General features: G+C 46.8%; 18 protein-coding genes, 15 tRNA genes, 3 rRNA genes and 1 pseudogene. 6 read left to right on the forward strand and 31 right to left on the reverse strand.

Annotation, left to right across the window (positions count from 1 at the left end; translation table 11 throughout):
• Positions 1-27: 27 nt before the first annotated feature.
• From sufD to HPL003_RS02370, 3 genes are read right to left on the reverse strand one after another with little or no spacing between them, the layout of a single operon-like run.
• On the reverse strand, positions 28-1,335 hold the full coding sequence (sufD, locus tag HPL003_RS02360; RefSeq protein ID WP_420795072.1) for a Fe-S cluster assembly protein SufD: 1,308 nt from the start codon (positions 1,333-1,335) through the stop codon (positions 28-30).
• A 23-nt stretch (positions 1,336-1,358) separates the two neighbouring features.
• On the reverse strand, positions 1,359-2,138 hold the full coding sequence (gene sufC, locus HPL003_RS02365) for a Fe-S cluster assembly ATPase SufC (RefSeq protein ID WP_014278057.1): 780 nt from the start codon (positions 2,136-2,138) through the stop codon (positions 1,359-1,361).
• On the reverse strand, positions 2,119-2,646 hold the full coding sequence (locus HPL003_RS02370) for a MarR family transcriptional regulator (RefSeq protein ID WP_238533439.1): 528 nt from the start codon (positions 2,644-2,646) through the stop codon (positions 2,119-2,121). Before HPL003_RS02370 ends, sufC begins: the two co-directional genes overlap by 20 nt.
• A 419-nt stretch (positions 2,647-3,065) precedes the next feature.
• Here HPL003_RS02370 and HPL003_RS02375 point away from each other — a divergent pair, with 419 nt between their 5' ends.
• The 6 genes and pseudogenes from HPL003_RS02375 to HPL003_RS02400 all read left to right on the forward strand — a co-directional run bounded on the left by HPL003_RS02375 (position 3,066) and on the right by HPL003_RS02400 (position 8,569).
• Positions 3,066-3,455, forward strand: coding sequence for a sigma-70 family RNA polymerase sigma factor (locus tag HPL003_RS02375; RefSeq protein ID WP_014278059.1), 390 nt, complete (start codon positions 3,066-3,068; stop codon positions 3,453-3,455).
• An 82-nt stretch (positions 3,456-3,537) separates the two neighbouring features.
• The gene (locus HPL003_RS02380) at positions 3,538-3,735 is read left to right on the forward strand and encodes a helix-turn-helix domain-containing protein (RefSeq protein WP_014278060.1); all 198 of its coding nucleotides are present in this window, start codon (positions 3,538-3,540) and stop codon (positions 3,733-3,735) included.
• A 193-nt stretch (positions 3,736-3,928) separates the two neighbouring features.
• Complete coding sequence (locus HPL003_RS02385; RefSeq protein ID WP_014278061.1) at positions 3,929-4,600, forward strand: FadR/GntR family transcriptional regulator; 672 nt, start codon at positions 3,929-3,931, stop codon at positions 4,598-4,600.
• Between the two features lie 466 nt (positions 4,601-5,066).
• Positions 5,067-5,624: pseudogene (locus HPL003_RS30390) on the forward strand (ATP-binding cassette domain-containing protein); the annotation flags it as partial.
• Between the two features lie 85 nt (positions 5,625-5,709).
• Positions 5,710-6,951 (forward strand): CynX/NimT family MFS transporter, encoded by a 1,242-nt coding sequence (locus tag HPL003_RS02395; protein WP_014278063.1) that lies wholly within the window; start codon positions 5,710-5,712, stop codon positions 6,949-6,951.
• A gap of 1,339 nt (positions 6,952-8,290) precedes the next feature.
• Positions 8,291-8,569, forward strand: coding sequence for a tyrosine-type recombinase/integrase (locus HPL003_RS02400; protein ID WP_014278065.1), 279 nt, complete (start codon positions 8,291-8,293; stop codon positions 8,567-8,569).
• 66 nt (positions 8,570-8,635) lie between these two features.
• Here HPL003_RS02400 and HPL003_RS02405 read toward each other — a convergent pair.
• From HPL003_RS02405 to gatC, 28 genes are all read right to left on the reverse strand, one after another.
• A tRNA-Leu gene (locus tag HPL003_RS02405) sits at positions 8,636-8,714 on the reverse strand.
• An 11-nt stretch (positions 8,715-8,725) separates the two neighbouring features.
• Positions 8,726-8,800: transfer RNA gene (locus tag HPL003_RS02410), tRNA-Cys, on the reverse strand.
• A 12-nt stretch (positions 8,801-8,812) separates the two neighbouring features.
• Positions 8,813-8,884, reverse strand: a tRNA-Gly gene (locus HPL003_RS02415).
• Positions 8,885-8,891: 7 nt separating this feature from the next.
• Positions 8,892-8,966 (reverse strand) — tRNA-Gln (locus HPL003_RS02420).
• 13 nt (positions 8,967-8,979) lie between these two features.
• Positions 8,980-9,052, reverse strand: a tRNA-His gene (locus HPL003_RS02425).
• 19 nt (positions 9,053-9,071) lie between these two features.
• A tRNA-Trp gene (locus tag HPL003_RS02430) sits at positions 9,072-9,145 on the reverse strand.
• A 7-nt stretch (positions 9,146-9,152) separates the two neighbouring features.
• Positions 9,153-9,238 (reverse strand) — tRNA-Tyr (locus HPL003_RS02435).
• A 4-nt stretch (positions 9,239-9,242) separates the two neighbouring features.
• Positions 9,243-9,318: transfer RNA gene (locus HPL003_RS02440), tRNA-Thr, on the reverse strand.
• 22 nt (positions 9,319-9,340) lie between these two features.
• Positions 9,341-9,413: transfer RNA gene (locus HPL003_RS02445), tRNA-Phe, on the reverse strand.
• 39 nt (positions 9,414-9,452) lie between these two features.
• A tRNA-Asp gene (locus HPL003_RS02450) sits at positions 9,453-9,529 on the reverse strand.
• Positions 9,530-9,554: 25 nt separating this feature from the next.
• A tRNA-Met gene (locus HPL003_RS02455) sits at positions 9,555-9,628 on the reverse strand.
• A 26-nt stretch (positions 9,629-9,654) separates the two neighbouring features.
• Positions 9,655-9,730, reverse strand: a tRNA-Val gene (locus HPL003_RS02460).
• A gap of 68 nt (positions 9,731-9,798) precedes the next feature.
• Positions 9,799-9,870, reverse strand: a tRNA-Glu gene (locus tag HPL003_RS02465).
• Between the two features lie 16 nt (positions 9,871-9,886).
• Positions 9,887-9,978, reverse strand: a tRNA-Ser gene (locus HPL003_RS02470).
• A 3-nt stretch (positions 9,979-9,981) separates the two neighbouring features.
• Positions 9,982-10,057, reverse strand: a tRNA-Asn gene (locus HPL003_RS02475).
• 19 nt (positions 10,058-10,076) lie between these two features.
• Positions 10,077-10,193 (reverse strand): 5S ribosomal RNA (gene rrf, locus HPL003_RS02480).
• A gap of 155 nt (positions 10,194-10,348) precedes the next feature.
• Positions 10,349-13,280, reverse strand: a 23S ribosomal RNA gene (locus tag HPL003_RS02485).
• Between the two features lie 352 nt (positions 13,281-13,632).
• Positions 13,633-15,190 (reverse strand): 16S ribosomal RNA (locus tag HPL003_RS02490).
• Together the 16S, 23S and 5S rRNA genes with 15 tRNA genes alongside form the textbook arrangement of a ribosomal RNA operon.
• 509 nt (positions 15,191-15,699) lie before the next feature.
• Positions 15,700-16,578, reverse strand: coding sequence for a nucleotidyltransferase-like protein (locus tag HPL003_RS02495; RefSeq protein ID WP_014278066.1), 879 nt, complete (start codon positions 16,576-16,578; stop codon positions 15,700-15,702).
• A 107-nt stretch (positions 16,579-16,685) separates the two neighbouring features.
• Positions 16,686-18,404: a glycosyl hydrolase family 18 protein gene (locus tag HPL003_RS02500; RefSeq protein WP_014278067.1), complete on the reverse strand. Its 1,719-nt coding sequence runs from the start codon at positions 18,402-18,404 to the stop codon at positions 16,686-16,688.
• Between the two features lie 165 nt (positions 18,405-18,569).
• Positions 18,570-19,016 carry a Fur family transcriptional regulator gene (locus HPL003_RS02505; RefSeq protein WP_014278068.1) on the reverse strand — a complete coding sequence of 149 codons (447 nt, stop codon included), beginning with the start codon at positions 19,014-19,016 and terminating at the stop codon, positions 18,570-18,572.
• 109 nt (positions 19,017-19,125) lie between these two features.
• Positions 19,126-20,529: a DUF4097 family beta strand repeat-containing protein gene (locus HPL003_RS02510; RefSeq protein ID WP_014278069.1), complete on the reverse strand. Its 1,404-nt coding sequence runs from the start codon at positions 20,527-20,529 to the stop codon at positions 19,126-19,128.
• Between the two features lie 7 nt (positions 20,530-20,536).
• On the reverse strand, positions 20,537-21,136 hold the full coding sequence (locus HPL003_RS02515; RefSeq protein ID WP_043922284.1) for a hypothetical protein: 600 nt from the start codon (positions 21,134-21,136) through the stop codon (positions 20,537-20,539).
• Between the two features lie 81 nt (positions 21,137-21,217).
• Positions 21,218-21,931: an MgtC/SapB family protein gene (locus HPL003_RS02520; RefSeq protein WP_014278071.1), complete on the reverse strand. Its 714-nt coding sequence runs from the start codon at positions 21,929-21,931 to the stop codon at positions 21,218-21,220.
• Positions 21,932-22,005: 74 nt separating this feature from the next.
• Positions 22,006-22,467 (reverse strand): GNAT family N-acetyltransferase, encoded by a 462-nt coding sequence (locus HPL003_RS02525; protein WP_014278072.1) that lies wholly within the window; start codon positions 22,465-22,467, stop codon positions 22,006-22,008.
• A 93-nt stretch (positions 22,468-22,560) separates the two neighbouring features.
• Positions 22,561-24,006 carry an Asp-tRNA(Asn)/Glu-tRNA(Gln) amidotransferase subunit GatB gene (gatB, locus tag HPL003_RS02530; protein ID WP_014278073.1) on the reverse strand — a complete coding sequence of 482 codons (1,446 nt, stop codon included), beginning with the start codon at positions 24,004-24,006 and terminating at the stop codon, positions 22,561-22,563.
• 26 nt (positions 24,007-24,032) lie between these two features.
• A complete protein-coding gene (gene gatA, locus HPL003_RS02535) occupies positions 24,033-25,490 on the reverse strand; it encodes an Asp-tRNA(Asn)/Glu-tRNA(Gln) amidotransferase subunit GatA (RefSeq protein ID WP_014278074.1) in 1,458 nt (485 codons plus the stop codon).
• A 27-nt stretch (positions 25,491-25,517) separates the two neighbouring features.
• Positions 25,518-25,805: an Asp-tRNA(Asn)/Glu-tRNA(Gln) amidotransferase subunit GatC gene (gatC, locus tag HPL003_RS02540; protein WP_014278075.1), complete on the reverse strand. Its 288-nt coding sequence runs from the start codon at positions 25,803-25,805 to the stop codon at positions 25,518-25,520.
• Between the last annotated feature and the right edge of the window lie 130 nt (positions 25,806-25,935).

A 25,935-nucleotide genomic window follows, 5' to 3' on the forward strand; every position in this document is an offset into this window, starting at 1 on the left:
AGACTCACTTTGATTGCCTCTGATTCCCTATGATCTGCCAAGCTTTTTCTCCACTACATCCTGCAGGCGGCTACGCACTCCCTCCAGCGGGATCTCCGAAATGACAGGAGCGAGGAATCCGAAAATAACAAGATATTCGGCTTCACTCCGTGAGATCCCGCGCGACATCAGATAATAGATTTGTTCCGTATTTACTTGCCCCACGGATGCAGCATGACCGGCGGTTACATCATCCTCATCTATCAGCAGGATCGGATTGGCATCACCGCGCGCATTTGGACTTAACATCAGTACACGTTCTGTTTGCTGACCATCACAATGGGTTGCACCTTTTTCAATTTTTGTAATCCCGTTGATAATGGCCGTAGCTTCTTCACGCATTACTGCTCGTGTGATCATTTGACTCGCCGAGCTTCTGCCAAAATGCTGGGCTTGCGTAGTATAACTCAATTTCTGGTCCCCAGAGCCTATCGCAATTACCTTGGCGTCAGAGATGGACCCGTTACCCTGGAGCAATGTTTTGGTATCACTGGCGGTATAGCCATTATTCATCTCGCCGATAATCCATTCTACACCGCCATCCGCAAGCGCAACCGCATGCCGCTGGGTGAAATCCGTTGTTGCTGCAGCAAGCTGATGAACAGAAGCAACTTGCACCTTGGAGCCTGCCCCTGCAAACACCTCTACCACACCATTATGCAAAACCTTGATATCATCTCTTCTCGATATACAATGATCCACATAGCTGATCTTGCTGTTGTTACCAGTCACAATCAAGATGTGAGGAGCAAAAAGCGCCCCGCTCGTATCGCTATAAAAGATCGCTTGAATGGGAACTTCAACCTCTATACCGTCTGGGACATATAGAAAAACGCCACCACTCCATAAGGCACTGTGCACAGCAGACAATCTGTGCTCTTCCGGCTTCACTGCCCGGTCGAGGTAACATTGAACCAATTCCTCATGTTCTCTCGCCGCAGTATGCAGATCAGTTAAAATCACTCCCTGTGCGGCTAAACCAGCCGACAATTCTGTGTACACTACATCCGAATTGATCTGAACGATGAGTCCGCCTTCCACCGGAGAGGCAACCAAACCTCGAACAACCTCCGGTGCATCTTCCAACCCTGACCACGCATTCTCAGCTTTGTAATCACCACTTTCGTAGATATCCCATTTTTCAAGTTTGATTTTCTCCACTTTAGGCAGCTCCAGCGTCCCTGCCAGCTCGAGTGCCCGAATCCGGCGTTCAAGCAACCAACGAGGTTCATCCTTAGCACTTGACCAAGCGCATAAAGCGTTCGCATTCATTGAAATTTTTGCTTGTATACCCACTTGCTTTTCCTCCTCTTCAGCTTTCAAACTTCCTCGCCTACCGTCTCATCCGTAATCCCAAGCTCCTCTTTTACCCAATCGTACCCTTCTGCCTCTAAACGGTGGGCAAGCTCCGGGCCGCCAGATTTGACAATCCGACCTTGCATCATGACATGCACAAAATCCGGGGTAATATAGTTCAGCAGGCGCTGATAATGGGTAATGATGATAAATCCTCTGTCTGGACTGCGCAACTCATTTACACCATTGGCTACAATACGTAGTGCATCAATATCAAGCCCGGAATCTACTTCATCCAAAATTACAAATTTGGGTTCAAGCAGCATCATTTGCAAAATCTCATTACGCTTTTTTTCACCGCCGGAAAATCCCTCATTCAAATAACGATGCGCGAATTCCAGGTTCATCTCCAGCCCCTTCATTTTGCTCTCCAATTCACGGATGAAACGGATTATTGATATCTCCTCGCCTTCTTCACGCCGTGCATTGATGGCACTTCTGAGAAAGTCCGAGTTCGTTACGCCGGCAATTTCACTTGGGTATTGCATAGCGAGGAACAAGCCTGCCCGGGCACGCTCATCCACCTCCATCTCCAGAAGGTCTTCATTGTCCAATGTCACCTTGCCGCCAGTAACCTCATATTTGGGATGGCCCATTAACGCAGAAGCCAACGTACTTTTCCCCGTCCCGTTAGGCCCCATAATCGCATGAATCTCTCCGCCCTGAATCTCCAATGTGAGCCCTTTTAAAATTTCTTTCCCTTCAATATTGGATCTTAATTCCTCAATCTTTAATGTCGTCATTTATCGTAAACTTCCCTTCGGAGTATTCTTCGGCACGCGCCACCAAATCACTCATAAATTTTCCAATAGTCTGCAGCTCAGCCTCTGAATAGGATTCAATGAATTGGTAAAACCTTTCTTCTTTTTCTTTGTGCAGCTCTTTATGCAAATGATAAACATGTCTTCCCTTATCCGTTAAACTAAAGTAAATCTCCTTACGATTGTTGTTCAGTTGACTTCTCATGATGAAGCCCATTTCCAGCAACTTTGAACTAATATTTGTAATGCTTGCTTTGGATAAATCCATTTTTCTTACAATTCCAGTATGATTTATTGGTTCATGATCACCAATGCAATCAATAACGTGTACACTAGTAATATTATTGGAGAGCATGTCGATTTGATGCTTTCTGGCTTGCTCCCGAAACAAGTTAATTTCATGTTCAGTATACAATTCATTCAAATGCAGCATTCTAATATATTGCTCGTAAAGACGACCTTTAAAATGATTTTGAAACTCCAATTTCACAATCTCTCCTCTCTTTTAGTAGTTACAGATCAACTTCATTTGCCAAACTAGTACCTTGACCGTGTCAAATCTTTGGATTTATTTCATGCATGCCATGCAACAGGTCCGCTTGAAGTTTATCCCAATCCCTAGATTTACTTTGGTCAAGGTACTAGATTATTATATTTTTATTCAGTACTGAACAAAAATATAATAACACGAATGATATTGATAATCAATATCATTATCAAATTGGAGTGAGGATTAGGCTCGATAAGATTTCCAATAAACGCCTACTGTATATGATTAGGTCACTTCAAAGGTGGGGTGCGTAACTAATACTGAAAACTGCCTATAGACCTCCACCTTTGATTTTTTGTTTAGAGGTTGCCTTTTTCGACGCTGCTCCCCATTTAATTACAGAGAGGAGATGGAAACTTATGACATTAAGGATTGGGGCTAATGACTTCTTAGAAAGAGCATTCAGCAGTTATGTTAAAGCCTGTCTACAGCATGCTCAAAAAGATTATTTTGAAAAGCTGCGACGCGATTCAACTTATATTGTTCCTTTCGATGCTGTCACTTTTGAGATTAATATCAATTTTCTAGTTGATCAGAGCAACTTGTTACAACATCAACATGTTCTTGTTTTTTCTCAAATTCCTGAACTATCACCTCTCACTTTAAAAGAACAAAAAATTCTGTACCATAAGTATTACGAAGATAAAACTGACAAGGAAATTGCTCGAATTTTAGGAATCAGCAGGCAAGCAGTGTCTAAAATGAAATCAAACTTATTGGTGAAGCTTAAAAGAATTATGGAAAAGTAAAGGCTCGTTTGCTTGTCGCAGTCCTCCCGCTTTATCATACAGCGCTGATATTTTGCAATTGAATGATAAAAGGAGGACAAACATGAATAGTACTTCTACTCTGCTCCATTTAGCGCAGAATGGTGACAAAGAGGCAGAAGCCACGTTGATCACTCGTTATGAGCCAGTTATTAATAAATATGCCAAACGAAATGGAAGTATGGACGAGGACTGCAAACAACAGTTGACGATTGCCTTTATCCTGGCAGTTCGGCGCTTTGATCTTAGTCGTTATGAATAAAAATGGACAGGTCATGTGGAGTAGGCTTCGCATGGCCTGTCCATTTTTATTTACATATTATCTACTTTTCCAATTGGATTTTCTGAAAAAGTAATGATAATAATTATCAATTTCATCTTTCCAAGTCAAAGTTAATCTGATATAATACTTCCGAAATACCAAACATCCTACGTTTAATAAAGGAATGATGCTATTGTTAGCTCAGACTCAACGTTTAACCTTGGTGGAACAGGTGGCCTACCAGATCCAGGGGAAGATCGAAAATAGCGAATGGCAAGTAGGGATGCGTATTCCTCCAGAGCCCGAACTAATGGAACAGCTTCAAGTCAGCCGTAATACCTTGAGGGAAGCTATTCGGGCTTTAACGTATGCGGGTCTGCTGAAGACCAGACAAGGGGATGGGACCTATGTCTGCTCCTCAAGTGTTTTGGGGTCAGTGATTAAAAAAGTGATTCAGCATACCGATAAGCTTGAGAGCCTGGAGGTCCGATATGCATTGGAAAGAGAGGCTGCTGTCCTGGCTGCGCTCAGGAGAGGCGAAGAAGATTTGGAGGCGATTCGGACATGCTTGGACCAGTGCAGACAAGCAGCCAGCCAGCATGATCTCAAAGCTTATGCTCACTGGGATGTCGAGTTTCACAAAATGGTGATTGCTGCTTCACATAATCAATTGATGGCGAATTTGTACAATCATATTTCCGAGGCGCTGCAAAACATGGTTTTGGAAACGAAGGACTTCAAAAATGCGACTTTTTATCTCGACTCTCATGATTTGCTTTATCAAGCCATTGCCAATCAGGATTGTCACCAAGCTGAGATGGCTGTTCGTTTATACATTGAAAAGGCCCATGCTAAACTGTGCTAAATGAAGCATTCAAATGTACGGACACGACTAATCCCGTGAATAACAGGTTTGGAGCTTATCAACATACTGTGACGTTATTTCCTCCTATTACCGGCCATACAAAAAGCTGTTTTATTGGACTTCACCTGTGCAGCGATTGCAGACCTGCTCAAATTAGGTTTTCCCATTGCAGTAAACCAATTCGTAGACAAGCTTCTGTCCGAAAAAAATGGTCCCTCTTTTTGGGGCTTCTATAGTGTTTCTGGACATTTATGTATTGAATACCCCTGCTTAAGTACATTGTGAATAATGGCCTTTCGCTTCTATGATATCCATAAAAACGGACACCTTATGATTCGAATTTCCAATGGCTTGAATGAAATAGGCGAGGTGGTACACTATGGTCCCGAGGATTGCAAGGCAAAAGAGGAAATCTCATTTGGGTATGAGGGCTTCGCTCTGGTTCACAACAATATTAACCTGATGATCCGTGTTGCCACGCTTTTAAGAATTTACACAAGGCAACATACGAATTGATGAAATGAACATCACCGATATTACCCTCTCCTGCCTTTAGAGCAATATCGGGATTGTCCAACAGGATGTCTATTTATTTTCGAAAAGCATCCGTGAGAATAGCGCTTATGACAAGATCTAGGAATTCGCTCACTGGGCTTAACTAGAGGTTTTTATCCATGCACAATCTGAAGGGAAGGATTAAGTGATCGGAGAACGTGGGGTAGATTGTCCGGGGGACAAAAACAGCGACTGGCTATTTACCGATGTTCCTTAAGAATTCGCCAGCCCTGATCCTGGACGAGACCACCTCTGAACTGGATACCGAAACGGAAACTTCAATTCAGCATTCTCTTGCAGAGCTTTCAGCGAGAAGAACAACTTTGATGATTGCTCACCGTCTGGCAACCATAAAGAGAGCAGATCAAATTGTAGTCGTACCGTATATAGCATTGAAGAACAAGGAAAACAGGAACATTGCTTGCCGCAGTTGGACATTACAGTCATTTTATCACCCACAGTTTGGTGATGTACAATACATTCCCCTCTTAAGGGTACTTCCTCCACATGGATGAAATTGACGATTATTAACTTAAAACGTAGGAGAATCCCTTATGAATTCACCAGAACAATTGTTAAAAAACCAGGATGGCATATCCAGTACCGGCATTCGCAAGCAAGCGACACTCTGGTTCATGATCGTAGGAATTATTTTTATCGCAGCGAATTTGCGTGCTCCCCTCACATCGGTGGGACCATTAGTCAGTCTTATTCGAGAGAACGTGCATATTTCGAATACCTTAGCAGGCTTGATTACCACAGTTCCACTAATTGCATTTGCATTGTTATCACCTTTTGTACCAAAATTAGGACGTAAATATGGTGTAGAACGTATTATCCTGATTTCCCTTATTTTTTTGTTCATCGGTATTGCTGTTCGCTCGTTATCCGGAGCAGTGACCTTGTATGTTGGAACTGCAGTTCTGGGGTTTGCTATTACCATATGTAATGTATTACTACCTAGCCTGATTAAACGGGAATTTCCACAGCAAATGGGTACTATGACAGGGGTTTATTCTGTTTCCATGAATTTATGCGGGGCGATTGCTTCCGGTATTAGTGTTCCCTTAGCTGTGGGGGCAGGCTTGAACTGGCAAGGTGCCTTGGGAGTATGGGGGATACTTAGCGTCATCTCCATTCTCTTTTGGGTACCGCAACTCAAGGCTCCAGCGAAACCAGCCGCTGTTGCTAACAGCGTAGGTAACAACCATCAGGTCAATATATGGCGCTCTCCATTGGCTTGGCAGGTGACTCTTTTTATGGGAATACAATCGGCCATTTTTTATGTGCTGGTGGCATGGCTGCCTGAAATACTAAAAGATCAAGGCATCAGTTCAAGTCAATCCGGCTGGTTTCTCTCGGTTCTGATTATGGCTTCGCTCCCCTTTGCATTTATCGTTCCAGTTATGGCGGGTCGCATGTCTAGCCAACGGTTGTTAGTGGTTATTACAACAATTCTACTTTTGATCGGAACACTTGGACTTCTTTATAGCAGTATCCATCTGGTTCTGTTTTGGGTTATTATTCTTGGAATTGGAGCGGGCTTTGCCTTTGGCTTGTCCATGATGTTTTTCGGCTTGCGTACCCAAAGTGCTCATCAGGCGGCTGAATTATCGGGCATGGCCCAATCCATCGGATATCTACTAGCAGCAATTGGCCCAGCGCTGATTGGATACTTGCATGATGCCAGTCATAGTTGGAGCGTTCCACTCCTGATATTGGTTGGCGCTTCTGCTCTACTTGGTATCGTTGGTCTAGGTGCGGCTAGAAATCAATTTGTTGGTTCTGGGAAGTAATTCCATGATATAAAGAACTTAAACACAAGATTCACATTCATTCTAACATGAAAGACAAGTATACAGGCACGTACCTTGGTGTGCTTGTGCTGCGCCAGCTTCAAGCCAAATAAGAAGGCTTCGCATCACTTGCAGAAAGCGAGCTCAGACAAATTAGAGAGCGTTGCTAGCCAATATACGAATTTCCCAGCCCAATTTAAAACCTATTATGATGGAGGTTATCAGCATTTAATTACTCGTTATGAGCCAGTTATTATTAAGTACGCAAAACGAAATGGAACCGACGTGCAAACAGCAGATGACGATTGCCTAGATCATGGTAGTTCGTCGCTTAGATCTTAGAACCTACGAATAAAAAAGGGACTGGCTCTGTGTATCTTACTACACAGGGCCAGTTCTTGTTTTCACACAGTCTATTTTAATCTATTTCGAGAAAATTTTCAGTAAACAGTTGCCCTTTTCTCTCCTAATCCCCATTTATATAACAGGAAGCAATCATCATATATTTACTTCCTTGATTACAATTTGATCATTGAAAACTTCATACTGCTTGTTTCAAGTACGTTCCTTTCTCTTCTGTGAAAACCAGAAGCGACGAAGCGGAAGTGCTGTGACAGTCCCAAAATGGGGCTAGAGCAATCACTTCTCCGGCTAAAATCATCCTGTGGTGGGATGAATCGCCATAACTAGAGAAAGGGATTATGATACTTCTGCCCGGCCAACGTCACTGTATTGGGGGCAGCCCGCTCGGATGAGGGGGAGTTTCATCATAACGTTGAAGCTATGATGCTGACTTACCAGCAGCAGCTTGAAATAATTTATCCTTTACCCTATGGAGATGAGTGCATTGTGATGTCTTCTTATTATGTGCGTAGCCCACGACTGCACAATTACATATCCTTTTGAAAAGGAGACTTTGTTATATGCCAGAACAATCTGTGCCATTACCTTCGGACACAAAGTATTTTCTTGCATCCATGTTTGAACAATATCCTGATGTTGTGAATGTTCCCCAACTATAAATTCAAGTTATTGCCTACCTCCAATCATTGATGCAGTCACAGCAATTACATCCAACAGATAACTTCAACACTTTAACGCATTGAACCAATATCTTTGCTATGATATAATTATAGTGTCAATGGTAGAGATGTGGGCTGCTAACTATGAGGAGGATCGGGTATGATAGCAGGTCACCTACAAGAAAAAAAGGGCCGAAATCTTACTTCAAGAAGCCAGAAAAGATCATCACCTGGAGGAAGTAGCGCAAGCAGAAAAAGTCGAAATAGCAAAGACGACCATTCCACCCGATGGCAACAAAGGACTCTTTGCAGACTTCATGCTGCAATGGCTAGAGATGATGAAGAACAGTATTGAGCTTATCACCTACATTTCCTATTCAAACGCCGTAAAAGGCCGTGTAGAGCCTTATTTTAGGGAAAAAGGGATTATGCTTTTGGATTTAACTACCAAAGATATTCAAACCTTTTACACCCATGAAATGAACGTGCGTGGTGTCAGCGCCAATACCGTTATTCATTATCACGCGAACATTCGCAAAGCCCTTCAGTATGCTGTGAAAACAAAGACACCAAGGTATCTTCAGCTCAAACAATGAGTGGGGTACTAAATCTAAAATAAAAAAAGCTCATTAGAGAATATCTCCAATGAACTCTTTTAGCTATACCGGCGAGAGGACTCGAACCTCCACGGTTTCCCACTCGATTTTGAGTCGAGCGCGTCTGCCATTCCGCCACGCCGGCATATTCAATTTTGGAGGCGCCACCCAGATTTGAACTGGGGAATAAAGCTTTTGCAGAGCTTTGCCTTACCACTTGGCTATGGCGCCAGAGTATTACAAAGCGGACGACGGGAATCGAACCCGCGACCCTCGCCTTGGCAAGGCGATGCTCTACCGCTGAGCCACGTCCGCATTAAGATGGCTGGGGATATAGGATTTGAACCTATGCATGACGGAGTCAAAGTCCGTTGCCTTACCGCTTGGCTAATCCCCATTAAAAAGTAAAGGGCGGCCGATGGGGCTTGAACCCACGAATGCCGGAGTCACAGTCCGGTGCGTTAACCACTTCGCCACGACCGCCACAAGGGCAAAAAAAATTTGGCAGGGGCAGCAGGAATTGAACCCACACCAACGGTTTTGGAGACCGTTGTTCTACCTTTAAACTATGCCCCTATAAAACTGGTGGAGGATGATGGATTCGAACCACCGAACCCGTAAGGGAGCAGATTTACAGTCTGATGCGTTTGGCCACTTCGCTAATCCTCCAAAATGGTGCCGGCGAGAGGACTTGAACCCCCAACCTACTGATTACAAGTCAGTTGCTCTACCAGTTGAGCTACACCGGCACATAAATTATTCAATTAAAAGTGGCTCGGGACGGAATCGAACCGCCGACACGAGGATTTTCAGTCCTCTGCTCTACCGACTGAGCTACCGAGCCTTATTTTAAGGCTCTTCGACAAACATATTATTACTAAAATGGCGGAACTGACGGGATTCGAACCCGCGATCTCCTGCGTGACAGGCAGGCATGTTAGGCCTCTACACCACAGTTCCAAAGGTATTTCCTAAAGGAAATTAATTGCGGGGACAGGATTTGAACCTGTGACCTTCGGGTTATGAGCCCGACGAGCTACCGAACTGCTCCACCCCGCGACAATAATAAGTATTCACTTTTCAAATGGTGGAGGCTGAGGGGCTCGAACCCCCGACCCTCTGCTTGTAAGGCAGATGCTCTCCCAGCTGAGCTAAGCCTCCACAACCCGACACTTCACATATTATACCATTATAAGCTTTTTATTTCAAGCTCTTTTATACAATATTAATGACCCGTAGGGGAATCGAACCCCTGTTACCTCCGTGAAAGGGAGGTGTCTTAACCGCTTGACCAACGGGCCATACAAAAAATAATTCTGGCGGAGAGAGAGGGATTCGAACCCTCGAGACGCTTTTGGCGCCTACACGATTTCCAATCGTGCTCCTTCGGCCAACTCGGACACCTCTCCATATGGCTCCCCGAACAGGACTCGAACCTGTGACAACTCGATTAACAGTCGAGTGCTCTACCAACTGAGCTATCAGGGAATAGTAATCATAAAGATTTGCTTGGCGACGTCCTACTCTCCCAGGACCCTGCGGTCCAAGTACCATCGGCGCTGGAGGGCTTAACGGTCGTGTTCGGGATGGGTACGTGTGGAACCCCTCCGCTATCGCCACCAAACATGAATTTGTTAAACAAATTCTATCGTATGGATATTCCGCTCCTCGCGAATCGTGTGAATGAATAGCCATGCGCTTTTCGAATGTATCTTCTACATACCTTCCAGGTATTACCCCCTGAAAACTGGATTCGAAACTCAATTTGCGTTTTATTCTTAGGATAAGCCCTCGACCGATTAGTATTGGTCAGCTCCATGCATTACTGCACTTCCACCCCCAACCTATCTACCTCGTCGTCTTCAAGGGGTCTTACATACTGGGAAATCTCATCTTGAGGGGGGCTTCACGCTTAGATGCTTTCAGCGCTTATCCCTTCCGTACATAGCTACCCAGCGGTGCTCCTGGCGGAACAACTGGTACACCAGCGGTACGTCCATCCCGGTCCTCTCGTACTAAGGACAGCTCCTCTCAAATTTCCTACGCCCACGACAGATAGGGACCGAACTGTCTCACGACGTTCTGAACCCAGCTCGCGTACCGCTTTAATGGGCGAACAGCCCAACCCTTGGGACCTACTTCAGCCCCAGGATGCGATGAGCCGACATCGAGGTGCCAAACCTCCCCGTCGATGTGGACTCTTGGGGGAGATAAGCCTGTTATCCCCAGGGTAGCTTTTATCCGTTGAGCGATGGCCCTTCCATGCGGTACCACCGGATCACTAAGCCCGACTTTCGTCCCTGCTCGACTTGTTGGTCTCGCAGTCAAGCTCCCTTCTGCCTTTGCACTCTTCGAATGATTTCCAACCATTCTGAGGGAACCTTGGGGCGCCTCCGTTACTCTTTAGGAGGCGACCGCCCCAGTCAAACTGCCCACCTGACACTGTCCTCGTACCGGATCACGGTACCAAGTTAGAACCTAGATACGATCAGGGTGGTATCCCAAGGATGCCTCCTCTCAAGCTGGCGCTCAAGTCTCTTAGGCTCCCACCTATCCTGTACAGATCGTACCCAAATTCAATATCAAGCTGCAGTAAAGCTCCATGGGGTCTTTCCGTCTTGTCGCGGGTAACCTGCATCTTCACAGGTATTAAAATTTCACCGGATCTCTCGTTGAGACAGCGCCCAAGTCGTTACGCCATTCGTGCGGGTCAGAATTTACCTGACAAGGAATTTCGCTACCTTAGGACCGTTATAGTTACGGCCGCCGTTTACTGGGGCTTCGGTTCATAGCTTCGCCCTAAAAGGACTTACCACTCCCCTTAACCTTCCAGCACCGGGCAGGCGTCAGCCCGTATACTTCGCCTTGCGGCTTCGCACAGACCTGTGTTTTTGCTAAACAGTCGCTTGGGCCTTTTCACTGCGGCCCCCTCGGGCTATTCACCCTACCGAGGCACCCCTTCTCCCGAAGTTACGGGGTCATTTTGCCGAGTTCCTTAACGAGAGTTCTTCCGCGCGCCTTAGAATTCTCTTCTCGCCTACCTGTGTCGGTTTGCGGTACGGGCACCTTCTCCTGGCTAGAGGCTTTTCTTGGCAGTCTGAGATCATGACCTTCGCTACTACAATTTTCGCTCCCCATCACAGCCCAGCCTTAACGATGTGCGGATTTGCCTACACATCAGCCTCACTGCTTAGACGGACATCCATCAGTCCGCGTCACTACCCTACTGCGTCACCCCATCGCTCATAGCGGATTACGGTGGTACAGGAATTTCGACCTGTTGTCCTTCGACTACGCCTTTCGGCCTCGCCTTAGGTCCCGACTTACCCTGAGCGGACGAACCTTCCTCAGGAACCCTTAGGCTTTCGGCGGATCTGATTCTCACAGATCTTTTCGTTACTCATACCGGCATTCTCACTTGAATGCAGTCCAGCGCTCCTTCCGGTACACCTTCAACCCGCATTCAACGCTCCCCTACCCCTGATACCTAAGTATCAAGCCATAGCTTCGGTGGCGTGTTTAGCCCCGTTACATTTTCGGCGCAGAGTCACTCGACCAGTGAGCTATTACGCACTCTTTCAATGGTGGCTGCTTCTAAGCCAACATCCTGGTTGTCTGTGCAACTCCACATCCTTTCCCACTTAACACACACTTGGGGACCTTAGCTGATGGTCTGGGCTGTTTCCCTTTCGACAATGGATCTTAGCACTCACTGTCTGACTCCCGGAACCAAGTCTATGGCATTCGGAGTTTGACTGAGCTTGGTAACCCTTGCGGGCCCCGCACCCAATCAGTGCTCTACCTCCACGACTCTTATTCCGAGGCTAGCCCTAAAGCTATTTCGGGGAGAACCAGCTATCTCCGGGTTCGATTGGAATTTCTCCGCTACCCCCACCTCATCCCCGCATTTTTCAACATGCGTGGGTTCGGGCCTCCAGTGCGTGTTACCGCACCTTCACCCTGGACAGGGGTAGATCACCCGGTTTCGGGTCTACGTCCACGTACTCAAGATCGCCCTATTCAGACTCGCTTTCGCTGCGGCTTCAGCTCTTCACCTTAACCTTGCACGGGAACGTAACTCGCCGGTTCATTCTACAAAAGGCACGCCATCACCCCTAAAATGGGCTCTGACTTCTTGTAAGCACACGGTTTCAGGATCTATTTCACTCCCCTTCCGGGGTGCTTTTCACCTTTCCCTCACGGTACTGCTTCACTATCGGTCGCCAGGGAGTATTTAGCCTTGGCAGATGGTCCTGCCGGATTCATACGGGGTTTCACGTGCCCCGCACTACTCGGGATCCGTCTCGGAGGGAACGGGTTTTGAACTACAGGGCTTTTACCTTCTCTGGCGGGCCTTTCCAGACCTCTTCATCTAACCGGTTCCTTTGTAACTCCATGTGAGACGTCCCACAACCCCAAGGAGCAAGCTCCTTGGTTTGGGCTAATCCGCGTTCGCTCGCCGCTACTGACGGAATCACTATTGTTTTCTCTTCCTCAGGGTACTTAGATGTTTCAGTTCCCCTGGTATGCCTCTGTTCTGCCTATGTATTCAGCAGAAAGTGACTGTCGATGAAGACAGCCGGGTTTCCCCATTCGGACATCCCCGGATCAAAGCTTGCTTACAGCTCCCCGAGGCTTTATCGTTGTTCGCCACGTCCTTCGTCGGCTCCTGGCGCCTAGGCATCCTCCGTGTGCTCTTTGTAGCTTAACCTAGCATTTACAAAGTAAATGCGATTTGTTTTGAATTTCGTTCATCACCGAAGTGTGAATGAAATTCAAAACAGCTACCTTTATTTCACTTGTTTACACAAGATCAGCGTAAAGGAATATTCTAAAACGCAATTTCGTTTCGGTATCCAGTTTTCAAGGTGCAATTCGCTTCAAGGAAGCGAAACCCGATGAATATTTCGGTTCCACACAGATGTGTGAATGAAACATTCGTCGAAGCTTGAGAGTTTGAGCTCTCAAAACTGAGCAACGAGTGAGTAACAGGCCTAAACCTGAGTTTTGAAGCTTACGCTTCATATTTGAATGTTTCCATTGCAGGAAACGATTCTCCATAGAAAGGAGGTGATCCAGCCGCACCTTCCGATACGGCTACCTTGTTACGACTTCACCCCAATCATCTACCCCACCTTCGGCGGCTGGCTCCCTTGCGGGTTACCCCACCGACTTCGGGTGTTGTAAACTCTCGTGGTGTGACGGGCGGTGTGTACAAGACCCGGGAACGTATTCACCGCGGCATGCTGATCCGCGATTACTAGCAATTCCGACTTCATGCAGGCGAGTTGCAGCCTGCAATCCGAACTGAGACCGGCTTTTCTAGGATTCGCTCCAGATCGCTCTTTCGCTTCCCGTTGTACCGGCCATTGTAGTACGTGTGTAGCCCAGGTCATAAGGGGCATGATGATTTGACGTCATCCCCACCTTCCTCCGGTTTGTCACCGGCAGTCTGCTTAGAGTGCCCAGCTTGACCTGCTGGCAACTAAGCATAAGGGTTGCGCTCGTTGCGGGACTTAACCCAACATCTCACGACACGAGCTGACGACAACCATGCACCACCTGTCTCCTCTGTCCCGAAGGAAAGATCTATCTCTAGACCGATCAGAGGGATGTCAAGACCTGGTAAGGTTCTTCGCGTTGCTTCGAATTAAACCACATACTCCACTGCTTGTGCGGGTCCCCGTCAATTCCTTTGAGTTTCAGTCTTGCGACCGTACTCCCCAGGCGGAATGCTTAATGTGTTAACTTCGGCACCAAGGGTATCGAAACCCCTAACACCTAGCATTCATCGTTTACGGCGTGGACTACCAGGGTATCTAATCCTGTTTGCTCCCCACGCTTTCGCGCCTCAGCGTCAGTTACAGCCCAGAGAGTCGCCTTCGCCACTGGTGTTCCTCCACATATCTACGCATTTCACCGCTACACGTGGAATTCCACTCTCCTCTTCTGCACTCAAGCTCCCCAGTTTCCAGTGCGACCCGAAGTTGAGCCTCGGGATTAAACACCAGACTTAAAGAGCCGCCTGCGCGCGCTTTACGCCCAATAATTCCGGACAACGCTTGCCCCCTACGTATTACCGCGGCTGCTGGCACGTAGTTAGCCGGGGCTTTCTTCTCAGGTACCGTCACTCTTGTAGCAGTTACTCTACAAGACGTTCTTCCCTGGCAACAGAGCTTTACGATCCGAAAACCTTCATCACTCACGCGGCGTTGCTCCGTCAGGCTTTCGCCCATTGCGGAAGATTCCCTACTGCTGCCTCCCGTAGGAGTCTGGGCCGTGTCTCAGTCCCAGTGTGGCCGATCACCCTCTCAGGTCGGCTACGCATCGTCGCCTTGGTAGGCCTTCACCCCACCAACTAGCTAATGCGCCGCAGGCCCATCCATCAGTGACAGATTGCTCCGTCTTTCCTCCTCTCCCCATGCAGGGAAAGGATGTATCCGGTATTAGCTACCGTTTCCGGTAGTTATCCCAGTCTGATGGGCAGGTTGCCTACGTGTTACTCACCCGTCCGCCGCTAGGTTATGTTAAAAGCAAGCTTTTAACCTAACCCCGCTCGACTTGCATGTATTAGGCACGCCGCCAGCGTTCGTCCTGAGCCAGGATCAAACTCTCCATTAAAGACCAACCGAAGTTGGCTTATAGAAAGAGCGATTCGCTCATTTTGAAACTGACGAGATAAATATCTCTTTTACACTCTGATTTCATACAACCTTGCGGTATGTACCGAAATCTTTGTGGTTGATTTTGCGAACAAAATCATTTACTCACTCGTTGTTCAGTTTTCAAAGATCAAACTTGCATCATGTCTTGCTTTTGCCTTACTTCGTTTCACCACCGCGTCTCAGCGGCGACTTAAATAATGTAACACATAACCTCATTTTACGTCAAGCTTTTTTTAAGAAAAATTATTTTCATGCTTGATTGCAACATATTTATCCTGCTGTAAACAGGTCTAAATTATTCATGCTGCTTAATGGGGCGAGTTATAACTTAGCATATCTTTTATAAACTCGTCAACCTTTAACGACAATTTTTATGTTTTGAGCGTCAATGTGACTCTATTTCGCATAAAAAAGGAAGAAAAACCCGTTTTAACGGACCTTCCTCCCGCTGATTCGATGTATCAATTAAATAAGGGAATAACGTAATTCACCATGGTGTCCGCGATTCCTGAGATTCCCGCCAGCCGATTCCCTGATCAATGAGCGGTATACGAGCTTACGTAGCACTACGGTAAGATCCAGTTGGAGGTTTTTTAGCTCAGGATGATTGATAAGCTCATCTATGGACCAAGGTTCCCGTCTGCTGCCTAAAATGCGGAATAGCGGTGCTGAGCACCCCTCCATTTTAGACATCACTGAAAATTCACAAGCAAGCAACACAAGCTCAACCCGCTGCTCAAGGGTTTCCGTACTTAACGTGAGTTCGTTGTACAGCTTGTAGATCGTTCGATCCAGCGGCTGTATCTGAATCCACAAGTGAGCCGTCGGATAAATCCCCCGCTCAATAAGCTCAATGGATGCCCAATGATCCAACGCCTTCAGAATACTCTGATGAGCGTCAATAATCCGACCTTCCCGCATCGCTCTTTTACCATGAACGTAATTAGCCAGAAAACGGGCGAACTCATGAAATTGCTTTTGCTCCCGTAACGGGCCGTTGAATTCGGTAATTTCCCGCCTCAAAAGAATGACCCTTTCATCCCGCTCCCACATGATACGGCCTTCCAGTAAATAATCTATTATGTTGGCATGTTCACCGGCGATAATCCACCCTTTCAGACAATCCAGTGTTACGTACAGCACCTGACACCTTAATCCATTAATCAGTAAATGCTGAATGGAACGGGCTGGCTTCCGGAATTCTCCAATAATTAGAATGAGTTCATCAAAATCGTACAGCATGGCTCCATGAAAATATTCGCTCGGCTTTCTATACAAAATAATGCCGATCGAATCTTCCTGCAACAATTCATCATACATCAAGCTTAACTTGGTTAGCTGCACTTCTCCCTCCATACCTGTAAGGCGGTCATTACCGCTAAATTTGGATATATGTGAACATTTCTACATAAAAAAGAAACTTCCTTCTTCAATTCTATAAATTTTATATTTTATTTACTTATCTCTTTTAGAGTATTCCAAGCAGTCTCATCCGCAAAGGTTCGGTTCCATACCCCGATTCCCCCAAGTTTCAATGACTTGGCAAGTTGCACCCTCGCTTTTAGCGATACACGATCCTCCAGCCAAATCTTTTTAACAATGCCGTCTTCATTATACTCGACATAATTCTGACCTTCCGACGCTCTGAATTTAGGCTTCAGCTTAAATTTCTCGATAATCGCTGCTGTTGACTCCATACCAAGTGATTTGGAGCTAACCTTGATGGTGTCCCCTTTGGGTGTTTCAGACCATACACGAGTGTATAACGGAATGCCCAAGACAACTTTTTGAGCTGATACTCCATCCTCCTGAATGATTCGCTTGATCGACGCTTCCACCCACGGCAGTGAGGCGACTGAACCAGCCTTCGGACTGGCTGCCCAATGCTCATCATAGGCCATAACCATGAGATAATCCGTTATCGAACCCAATGATTTTCGATCCAGAAAAGCAGACCACATCTCACTTTGAGACTTAGGTGTTACGTCGATTGACAATATCAGATCATGTTCACGTGCCATCGGCTTAAGCTCTCGCAAAAATTGGGTGACATTGGGTCCATCCTTCGTATGAACATTTTCAAAGTCAATATTGATACCGTCCAGACCATTTTCCTCGGCAAGTGTAATCATCTGATCTATAATCGATCTGCGCCGTTCAAAGGTAGACAAGGCCTCTGTCGTTAATTCAGGATTAAAGCTGTTGCTCAACAAGCCCCATACTTCCATCCCCTTGCGATGCGCCCAACTGACATAGGCAGGGTCCGCTTTGCTTTGTACGGTGCCCTCATTATCTATGACACTGAACCAGGTGGGGCTTACCACATTCACTCCAGGCATAGGGTCAAATTTGGAAGGATCAGGCTTACGGTTGTAAACAGCCTCCCAGGCGAGATTGACAGCCCTACCCTCCCAATGCTTCTCTGAGATGGATGGAGCATCTTTAACCGCGGCCACCGCAAGTTCCTCTCCTTCAGAGACATTGGCCGCCTGTACATATCCAGCGTAGCCGTTATCCAGTTGAACAAAATACCAATCAGCCTGTTTGGACCAAATACGCACCTTCGTTTGTTGAGGTATATCCGTCAAAATAAATGACAGGCTGGTGGCTTCTTTACGCAAAGCGATTTTGGCATCCTGCCGTCCATCCTTCTTCTCCACGTTCCCCAGTTTGACTTTCTCTCCGGCTTTCATCAGGATAACTGCGCCCGTCACTGTATCTTCATGAACAGATACACCATATACTTCACGGACCGCTTGCATAGGAATATAAACTGATCCACTAATAATCTGGGGAGCTGCGCTGAGCGTATATGATGTTCCATTCAATTCTCCTTGGGGCTTCGAAACGGTCATATGCAGCAAATTTTGCCTCGTAGCCAAAATAATAGTTTGGCTGTCGCCCTCATAACGAATCGCAGGATCAATTTTACTCTGCACAAATTTGAGCGGTACCAGCATGTTCTTGCCGGAGTTTTGAGCTTCATATCCAGTCAACTTTCCCTGGATAAAAATAGGCCGGACATTGCCTTGCCAATCGGGTTTTTCATGCAGTGGATTACCGAACCATACGACAGTAATTGCGCAGATGATCGCTGCGAACAATAGCAAGCTTGCTGCCCCTTTGAAACGCGAACGTTTACGGCGGCTTCTGGAATGATTTCTGGCCAATATTCAACCTCCATTGTCGAAACTTTGAATTACAGGATAACGTTAACTGAGCCGGTTACTTAAACAAAAGTTATTTAAACAAAAAAACGCGGTAAATCCCCGCTTGTGGGGAATTTCTCACGTTTCCAACCCATTAGAATATATACATAGCGCACCAAAAAACTTCTATTCCATGTTTTGCTGACTTTCCTTGTTCATACAAGCTTTGCACACTCCGTATAACTCCATACGATGTCCATGCACTTCGAAACCTGTCTCCAACGAGGCATGGTGTTCCACATCAGCCAAGTACGGATAACTGAAATCTTCAATCTTTCCGCATTTTTCGCAAATGATATGATAGTGCTCCGAAACATTGGCATCATAATGACTGGCGTTATCTCCATAGGTCAACTCATGTACCATACCCGCTTCTATAAACATCTTTAAGTTATTATAAACCGTAGCCACACTCATGCTTGGAAACTTGGATTCGAGCGCACGATATATTTCATCTGCGGTCGGATGTCCCATAGATTCCATCAAATAGTTTAATATGGCATGGCGCTGGGGTGTTATGCGTACACCTGTCTTCTTCAGAAGTTCCAAAGCATGCTGGACGCGAGCTGCCATATATGTCCACCGCCTTATCCCTTACTTACTATTTGCTTTGTTACAACCATTTACATTCTATTCATGTTGTAAGGTCTATCCACATTGTACGGTCAATTCAAGTTTCTTGTCAACGCGCCGCATTATCGCTGGATGTCCCGTTGGAGGCCCCGGTAGCTGGAGATTCAGATTCAGCCGAAGGCGTTTCTGATGCATCAGGCACAGTCGATCCTGCCGACTCGTTCAAGCCAGGCAGCGATGGAATCAGTACCCTTTTGATCGTTAAATTACTGTTGCCTTCCACGTTGACCGTATACTTACCTGTCCCATTTTGGCCTGAGATACTTTTACTGTCTATTTTAAAAGGGAAGTCTGATCGAAGATTACCGTAACTGCTGGACCCCTCCAACTGAAAGTCACCATTCGAAGGAAGGTCCAATGCAATATCACCGACGGCACTGTATATTTTCCAATCTCCGGCTACCTGCTCGCTATGCACTTTGATCCCGCCATTGAGCGAATTTGCATTCAGCTTGGCTGTGGGATTCAGAACGTTCATGTCACCATTTTGGGTATCAACCGTAATATCACCTTCCGAGCGGGCAAGCTGAATGTCGCCTACCATCGTGCGCAACGCAACTGTTCCTTCAATATCCCCTGCCTGCATATCGCCGCGATTGGTTCGAACATCTACATCTCCGGTGATACGATGCAATTTGATCTGACCGTTCAAGGTGACTCCTTTGACATTGCCGATAGCATCATTAACCGTCAGATTCCCATTTCCGCTCTCAAGTCGGATGCTGTCGATAGCATCTACTCCGTTCAGGGTAATATCCCCGTTGGAGGTTCTGATCTGCATATTAAATCGCCGATCCTCCGGCACTGTAATTAATATATTCGTACGGGGCTGACGTCTGCTCGATGCTCCGTATGACTGTACCTCCGGACGAATCTGAATGGTCTTGCCGTCTGTAGAAGTCAGCGAGGAGGCTTGAGCAATCTTGTCCGCTTCGGCAACAGGCGCTTGATCCACCCACAGAGTCGCACGTACCTCTATATTGGACACAGGCCGTCTGATCAGCGTTATATCGCCATTGACCGAATCAACTACCAAATCGGACGTCTGCATCGTTACAGGCACCAGTACGCCGCCCATATCATATCGGTTTCCTTCCGCCTGACTAAAATCCATGGACGCCGCAGTCAGATTCAAGCTAACCTGGTTCCACAGATACATATAATGATTTTGTTGGGTCATGGTAAAAACAGCAGCGGCCACAACCAATGCGGAGACAATTCCCTTCAGATCAGGTCTGAAACGCCGTCCGTTGTCGGGCTTGCCCTCCTTGCGGTAGTACACCCCAAAAAAAATCAGATACTCCAGTCCCCACAGCACAAAAATAATGGGCCACCATACGAGGAGCAAAAGCATATATTCGGTATGTTGGACAACATCCAAGATAAGCAGAAAGCCTACAGCCATCAACAGAAGCGAAGAGGTGTAGCGCCCGACTCTTATTTTGCGGTGCACGCCAGCTTCACCCTCTTTCCTTTACCTTTTTACGCTTGACCGACAAGCCGACTTCTCGCAAAAAAACTAATAGTCCGATCAGTATTAATAAAATAGCTAACGTCAAAAAGCCATAATCTTCGAAAAAGTTGCCCAGCCAACGTGGTTTCATACGAAACAGAATCATAAGTCCGCCACCCACCACGAGCAGCACGGCAAAAGACAAACCTCTCTCCCAAGCATAAAATGGACTGCTTTGCTGTCCTCGTGCATCCATCTGTGCATTACGATCAGGCTTACGGCGATAGCGAACCATATAATCCGCTGATTGTAACACGTCATATACATTATAAAAATATAAAACAGGAATGAACAAGCCGAGCAAAATAAGCAACGGAATGTTAATCCTCAAACCGTCAGAAACAACATACAGCATTGCAAAAATATCTAACAGAAGCAATACGATAAATGTAAGCCCTCTAATGAAGAGCCCTAAAAAAAAATGCCCTAGCCCAGGTAACAATGCTGCCATTATAATGGCAATACCTTTGCGAAATTTAGTGTATTTCAGACGCTTTCCCTGCTTTGGTAGTTCCGAGTCCATGCCGTCCTCCCCCTTGAATTCCATGCGTGATCCGCAGCAAATGCCCCAATGGTTAGATAGTACCCCAATCGGATTCAAGAGTAACTGGAAAAATGTGGTAAACCATCATTCCACAGAAACAGCCGCTACATCCTCCCACTGCCGGAGATCAGCTGCAATACGCACTGGATTAAACTCGTGGTGGGCCAGCACCTCCAAGGAAACCTCCATGCTCTGCCGATCCGGGTGGAACTCGTGAAAAGGTACATTTTCATGCTCTTTGATCACTATTTTGCGTATTTCCACCTTTTCTTGCTCTAAATAGGTCGAAATTTGCTCCAGTAATCCGTGAGAGGACAACCCGTACAGTGTAATCAGATGAGGCTGGCGTCCTCGCATATACCGCAATTCGATTTTGTTAAACACCCATAAGTTTAAAAATACCAGTACAGTCGCCGCAATAGATGGAAAATAAAAGCCTGCTCCGACTCCAAGGCCAATAGCTGCTACGACCCAGATAGAGGCGGCTGTTGTTAAACCAGTGATGGACTTGCCTGTAAATATAATAGTTCCAGCACCTAAAAAACCCACTCCTGTAATCACCGCCGTAGCCAAGCGAGCCGGATCAATACGTACATTGGCTTCCTTGATAAAATCGGCAAAACCGTAAATGGAGAGCAGCATAATAAGCGTCGAACCGAGACTGACCATAATATGTGTCCTCAAACCAGCCGCATGCTTTGAACGTTCGCGCTCAATACCAATGAACCCGCCCAGGAGCATGGATAGCAAAAGTCGTAAAATGATATGTGAATCGTCTATAATCCACGGGTTATCCATTAAAGTTCCCCTCTCGGTTATGTCGTGCTTACCTCTCCGGGTATGCGGTTTGTTTGCTATTTCAATTGCTAACGCTATTTCACGTTATGCAGGTGGTATGTGGTTAATTCCACGCCCGGAGCCACCTCTGCCGCCGATACGGGGCGAAAGCCATGTTTTCGATAAAGGGCCACCGCAGGAGCATTTAAAGTTCCTGTAGATACGATAAACAGAGGTATATGATGATATTCATTCAAAACATGCTTCATTAAGGAGTCGGCAATCCCTTTGCGAAAATGATCCGGATGAACCATCATACGTGTAAGAGTGAGCGAATCGGACGACTCAGACTGCACTGCCAGCGCCCCTAGCAGGTCACCGTCCTCAATCCAGCCATGGAATGTCTCTCCGCAGCTTCGCAGCGTATCAAACGTATCCATAAGGGGTGGTATTTCATCAAAACCGATCCGCTCAGCCTCCAGCCTGTAGGCGATGTGCTGAAGACGCCATATCTGACTGACCATTTCATCATCTTCCAATGAACATATGCTAATCATGCTGTATCCCTCCTTTTATTCAGAGCAGACTCACAGAGCCTATACAAAAAGGGGCCTGTCCCTATAAGACAAGCCCCTTGCAAATCTATGCCATTAGCGGTTTAACACTTCCGTCAGCAGCTTATTGGCGAGGCCGGGATTTGCTTTGCCCTTGCTCTCCTTCATCACTTGACCAACCAGGAATCCGATGGCCTTCTGCTTGCCAGCTTTGTAATCCTCAACCGATTGCGGGTTAGCCGCTACAACCTGCTCGACGATCGTCATGATCGCACCCTCGTCGCTGATTTGCACAAGCCCTTTTTCTTCAACAATTTGCTGCGGCAGTTTATCACTCTCCAGCATTTCCTTGAAGACCGTTTTAGCGATTTTACTATTGATCGTTCCCTTCTCCAGCAGCCCGATCATTTCACCCAAGCCCCGACCTGTCAGTTTAACCTGTGACAGTTCCACACCGACGCTGTTTAAATAGCCGAGCAAATCCCCCATAATCCAGTTGGACACTGCTTTGGCATCCTTCGTGTATTGAAGACTATCCTCGAACAAATCGGCGAGTGGCTTGGAAGACGTAATTACCTGTGCATCATACTCAGGCAATCCATATTCCGAGGTGTAGCGTACTTTACGCTGGTCAGGCAGTTCAGGAATCAAAGCACGGATGCGTTCTTTCCATTCTGCATCAATATGCAGCGTAACGAGATCCGGGTCTGGAAAATAACGATAGTCATGCGCCTGTTCCTTACCGCGCATGGACAGAGTTTTACCTTGGGCCTCATCCCAACGGCGAGTCTCCTGTACAATCGTTCCGCCTTCCTCCAGCGTCTGCTCCTGGCGGAACTGCTCATATTCCAATCCGCGCTGTACGCCACGGAAGGAGTTCATGTTTTTTAGCTCAGCTTTAGTACCTAGCTCTTGTTGTCCATGCGGACGAAGGCTGATGTTCGCATCGCAGCGAAGCGAGCCTTCCTCCATCTTCACATCGGATACGTCACAATACTGCATAATAGCACGTATCTTTTCCAAGTAAGCCTTGGCTTCTTCCGGTGAAGATATTTCCGGTTCCGAAACGATCTCGACCAACGGTGTACCGACACGGTTAAAATCAACCAAAGACGCATAGCCACCATCAACATGTGTTAATTTGCCTGCGTCCTCTTCCAGATGCAATCGGGTAATACCAATACGCTTTGTCTCACCGTTCACTTCAATATCAATCCAGCCATGCTCGCCGATCGGCTGATCGTATTGCGAGATTTGGTAAGCCTTGGGCGAATCGGGGTAAAAATAGTTTTTGCGGTCAAACTTGCTCACATCAGCAATCGTGCAATTAAGTGCCATCGCCGCTTTCATCGCATAATCAACGGCCTGACGGTTTAATACCGGCAGTACCCCCGGATGTCCAAGACAAATGGGACATGTGTGCGAGTTTGGCGGTGCTCCGAAGGATGTCGAGCATCCGCAAAATATTTTAGACTTCGTATGCAGTTCTACATGGACTTCCAGTCCGATGACCGTCTCATATTTGGATGTAGTAGTAGTCATGAATGGGTTCCCTCCTTTTCGGCAAATTACAGCTGCGGACGCTGCTTGTGAAATTCGGTATTTTGTTCAAATGCATGCGCTACACGCAGCACGGAAGACTCGTCAAAGGCTTTTCCGATAATTTGCAGTCCAACCGGCAATCCATCTGCTAGACCACAAGGGATACTGATGGCTGGCACTCCAGCCAAGCTCACCGGAATCGTCAAAATATCGTTCAAATACATCGTTAATGGATCATCCACTTGCGAACCGATTTTAAAAGCTGTGGTTGGCGCAGTAGGCCCGATAATAACATCATATTGTTCAAACACACGATCAAAATCCTGTTTGATCAGTGTACGCACTTTTTGAGCTTTCAAGTAGTAAGCATCATAGTACCCGGAACTCAGCGCATAAGTGCCCAGCATAATCCGGCGCTTCACCTCGGGGCCAAAGCCCTGCGTGCGGGACTGATGGTACAGATCCAGCAGGTTGTCCGGATTGTCTGCACGTACGCCATAGCGTACACCGTCAAAACGAGCCAGATTGGACGATGCTTCGGATGAAGCCAGCAAATAGTATGTGGCTACCGCATATTCGGTGTGCGGAAGAGAAACTTCTTCCCATACCGCGCCCAGTCCTTCCAGCGTTTTTAGCGCGTTCAGCACCTTTTCCTTGACCTGTGGATCGACACCCTCACCCAGATACTCCTTAGGTACAGCAATACGAAGCCCTTTTACATCTCCGGTCAAAGCGTTCAAGTAATCAGGAACGTCTACCTTGGCAGAAGTGGAATCCTTGTGATCATAGCCTGCAATGGCTTGCAGGACGTACGCCGAATCCTGAACATTTTTCGTAATCGGTCCAATTTGGTCCAAAGAGGAAGCAAAAGCCACCAGTCCAAAACGTGATACCAGACCATAGGTTGGCTTCAAGCCCACTACGCCACAATAGGACGCAGGCTGGCGAATGGATCCACCTGTATCGGAGCCGAGGGTGAAATAAGCCTCGCCCGCTGCTACAGCCGCAGCCGAGCCGCCACTGGAGCCGCCGGGAACGCGTTCCAGATCCCAAGGATTTCGTGCCGGGAAGAAGCTGGAGTTCTCGTTAGAGCCTCCCATGGCGAATTCGTCCATGTTCATTTTGCCCAGTGTCACGGTTTGCGCAGTACGCAATTTGCCAACAACCGTTGCATCGTACACGGGATTAAAATTCTTCAAAAATTGACTGCCGCATGTTGTACGCAGCCCTTCTGTCACGATGTTATCCTTAATGCCGACCGGCAGGCCAAACAGCAACCCTCGTTCCTCTCCCGAGATCAGATGATCGTCCAGCTTACGTGCGGATGCACGTGCCTGTTCCTCGTCAACCGTAATGTAGGCCTTGATCTTGTCTTCCCGCGCACCAATCGTCTCCAGAGCGTGACCCACCAGGTCACTCACGGAAATTTCCTTTTGATGCAGCTTGTTATGTATTTCCGGCAATGTATTATCAAACAAGCTCAATTTGCATCCTCCTTTCAAATGTGAAATCTATTCCAGAACAGCAGGAACTTTAAACTGTCCGTCTTCTTCTTCAGGTGCATTGCGCATCACTTGCTCGTGTGTCAAACTTTCGCGAACTTTGTCATCCCGCATGACATTGCTGACGTGCAGCACATGAGTGGTCGGTTTTACCTCTTCCGTATCCAACTCATTCAGCTTCTCCGCATAGTGAAGAATAGCGTTCAATTGCCCTGTCATCGTGTCTTCCTCGGCTGCGGTCAGATTCAACCGGGACAGCTTGGCTACGTGACGGACATCTTCCGTGGAAATGTTCATATAAAAACCTCCTCGTGTATATCAAAAATGCTGCACCGAACTTTGAAATAACGTTTTTAATTATAGGATAGAACACTTTACAATTCAATCTTTGGCGCGGTACAGAATCAAACTGCGCAACCAAAAGGTA

Source organism: Paenibacillus terrae HPL-003 (assembly GCF_000235585.1).
GTDB classification, from domain to species: Bacteria; Bacillota; Bacilli; order Paenibacillales; family Paenibacillaceae; genus Paenibacillus; species Paenibacillus terrae_B.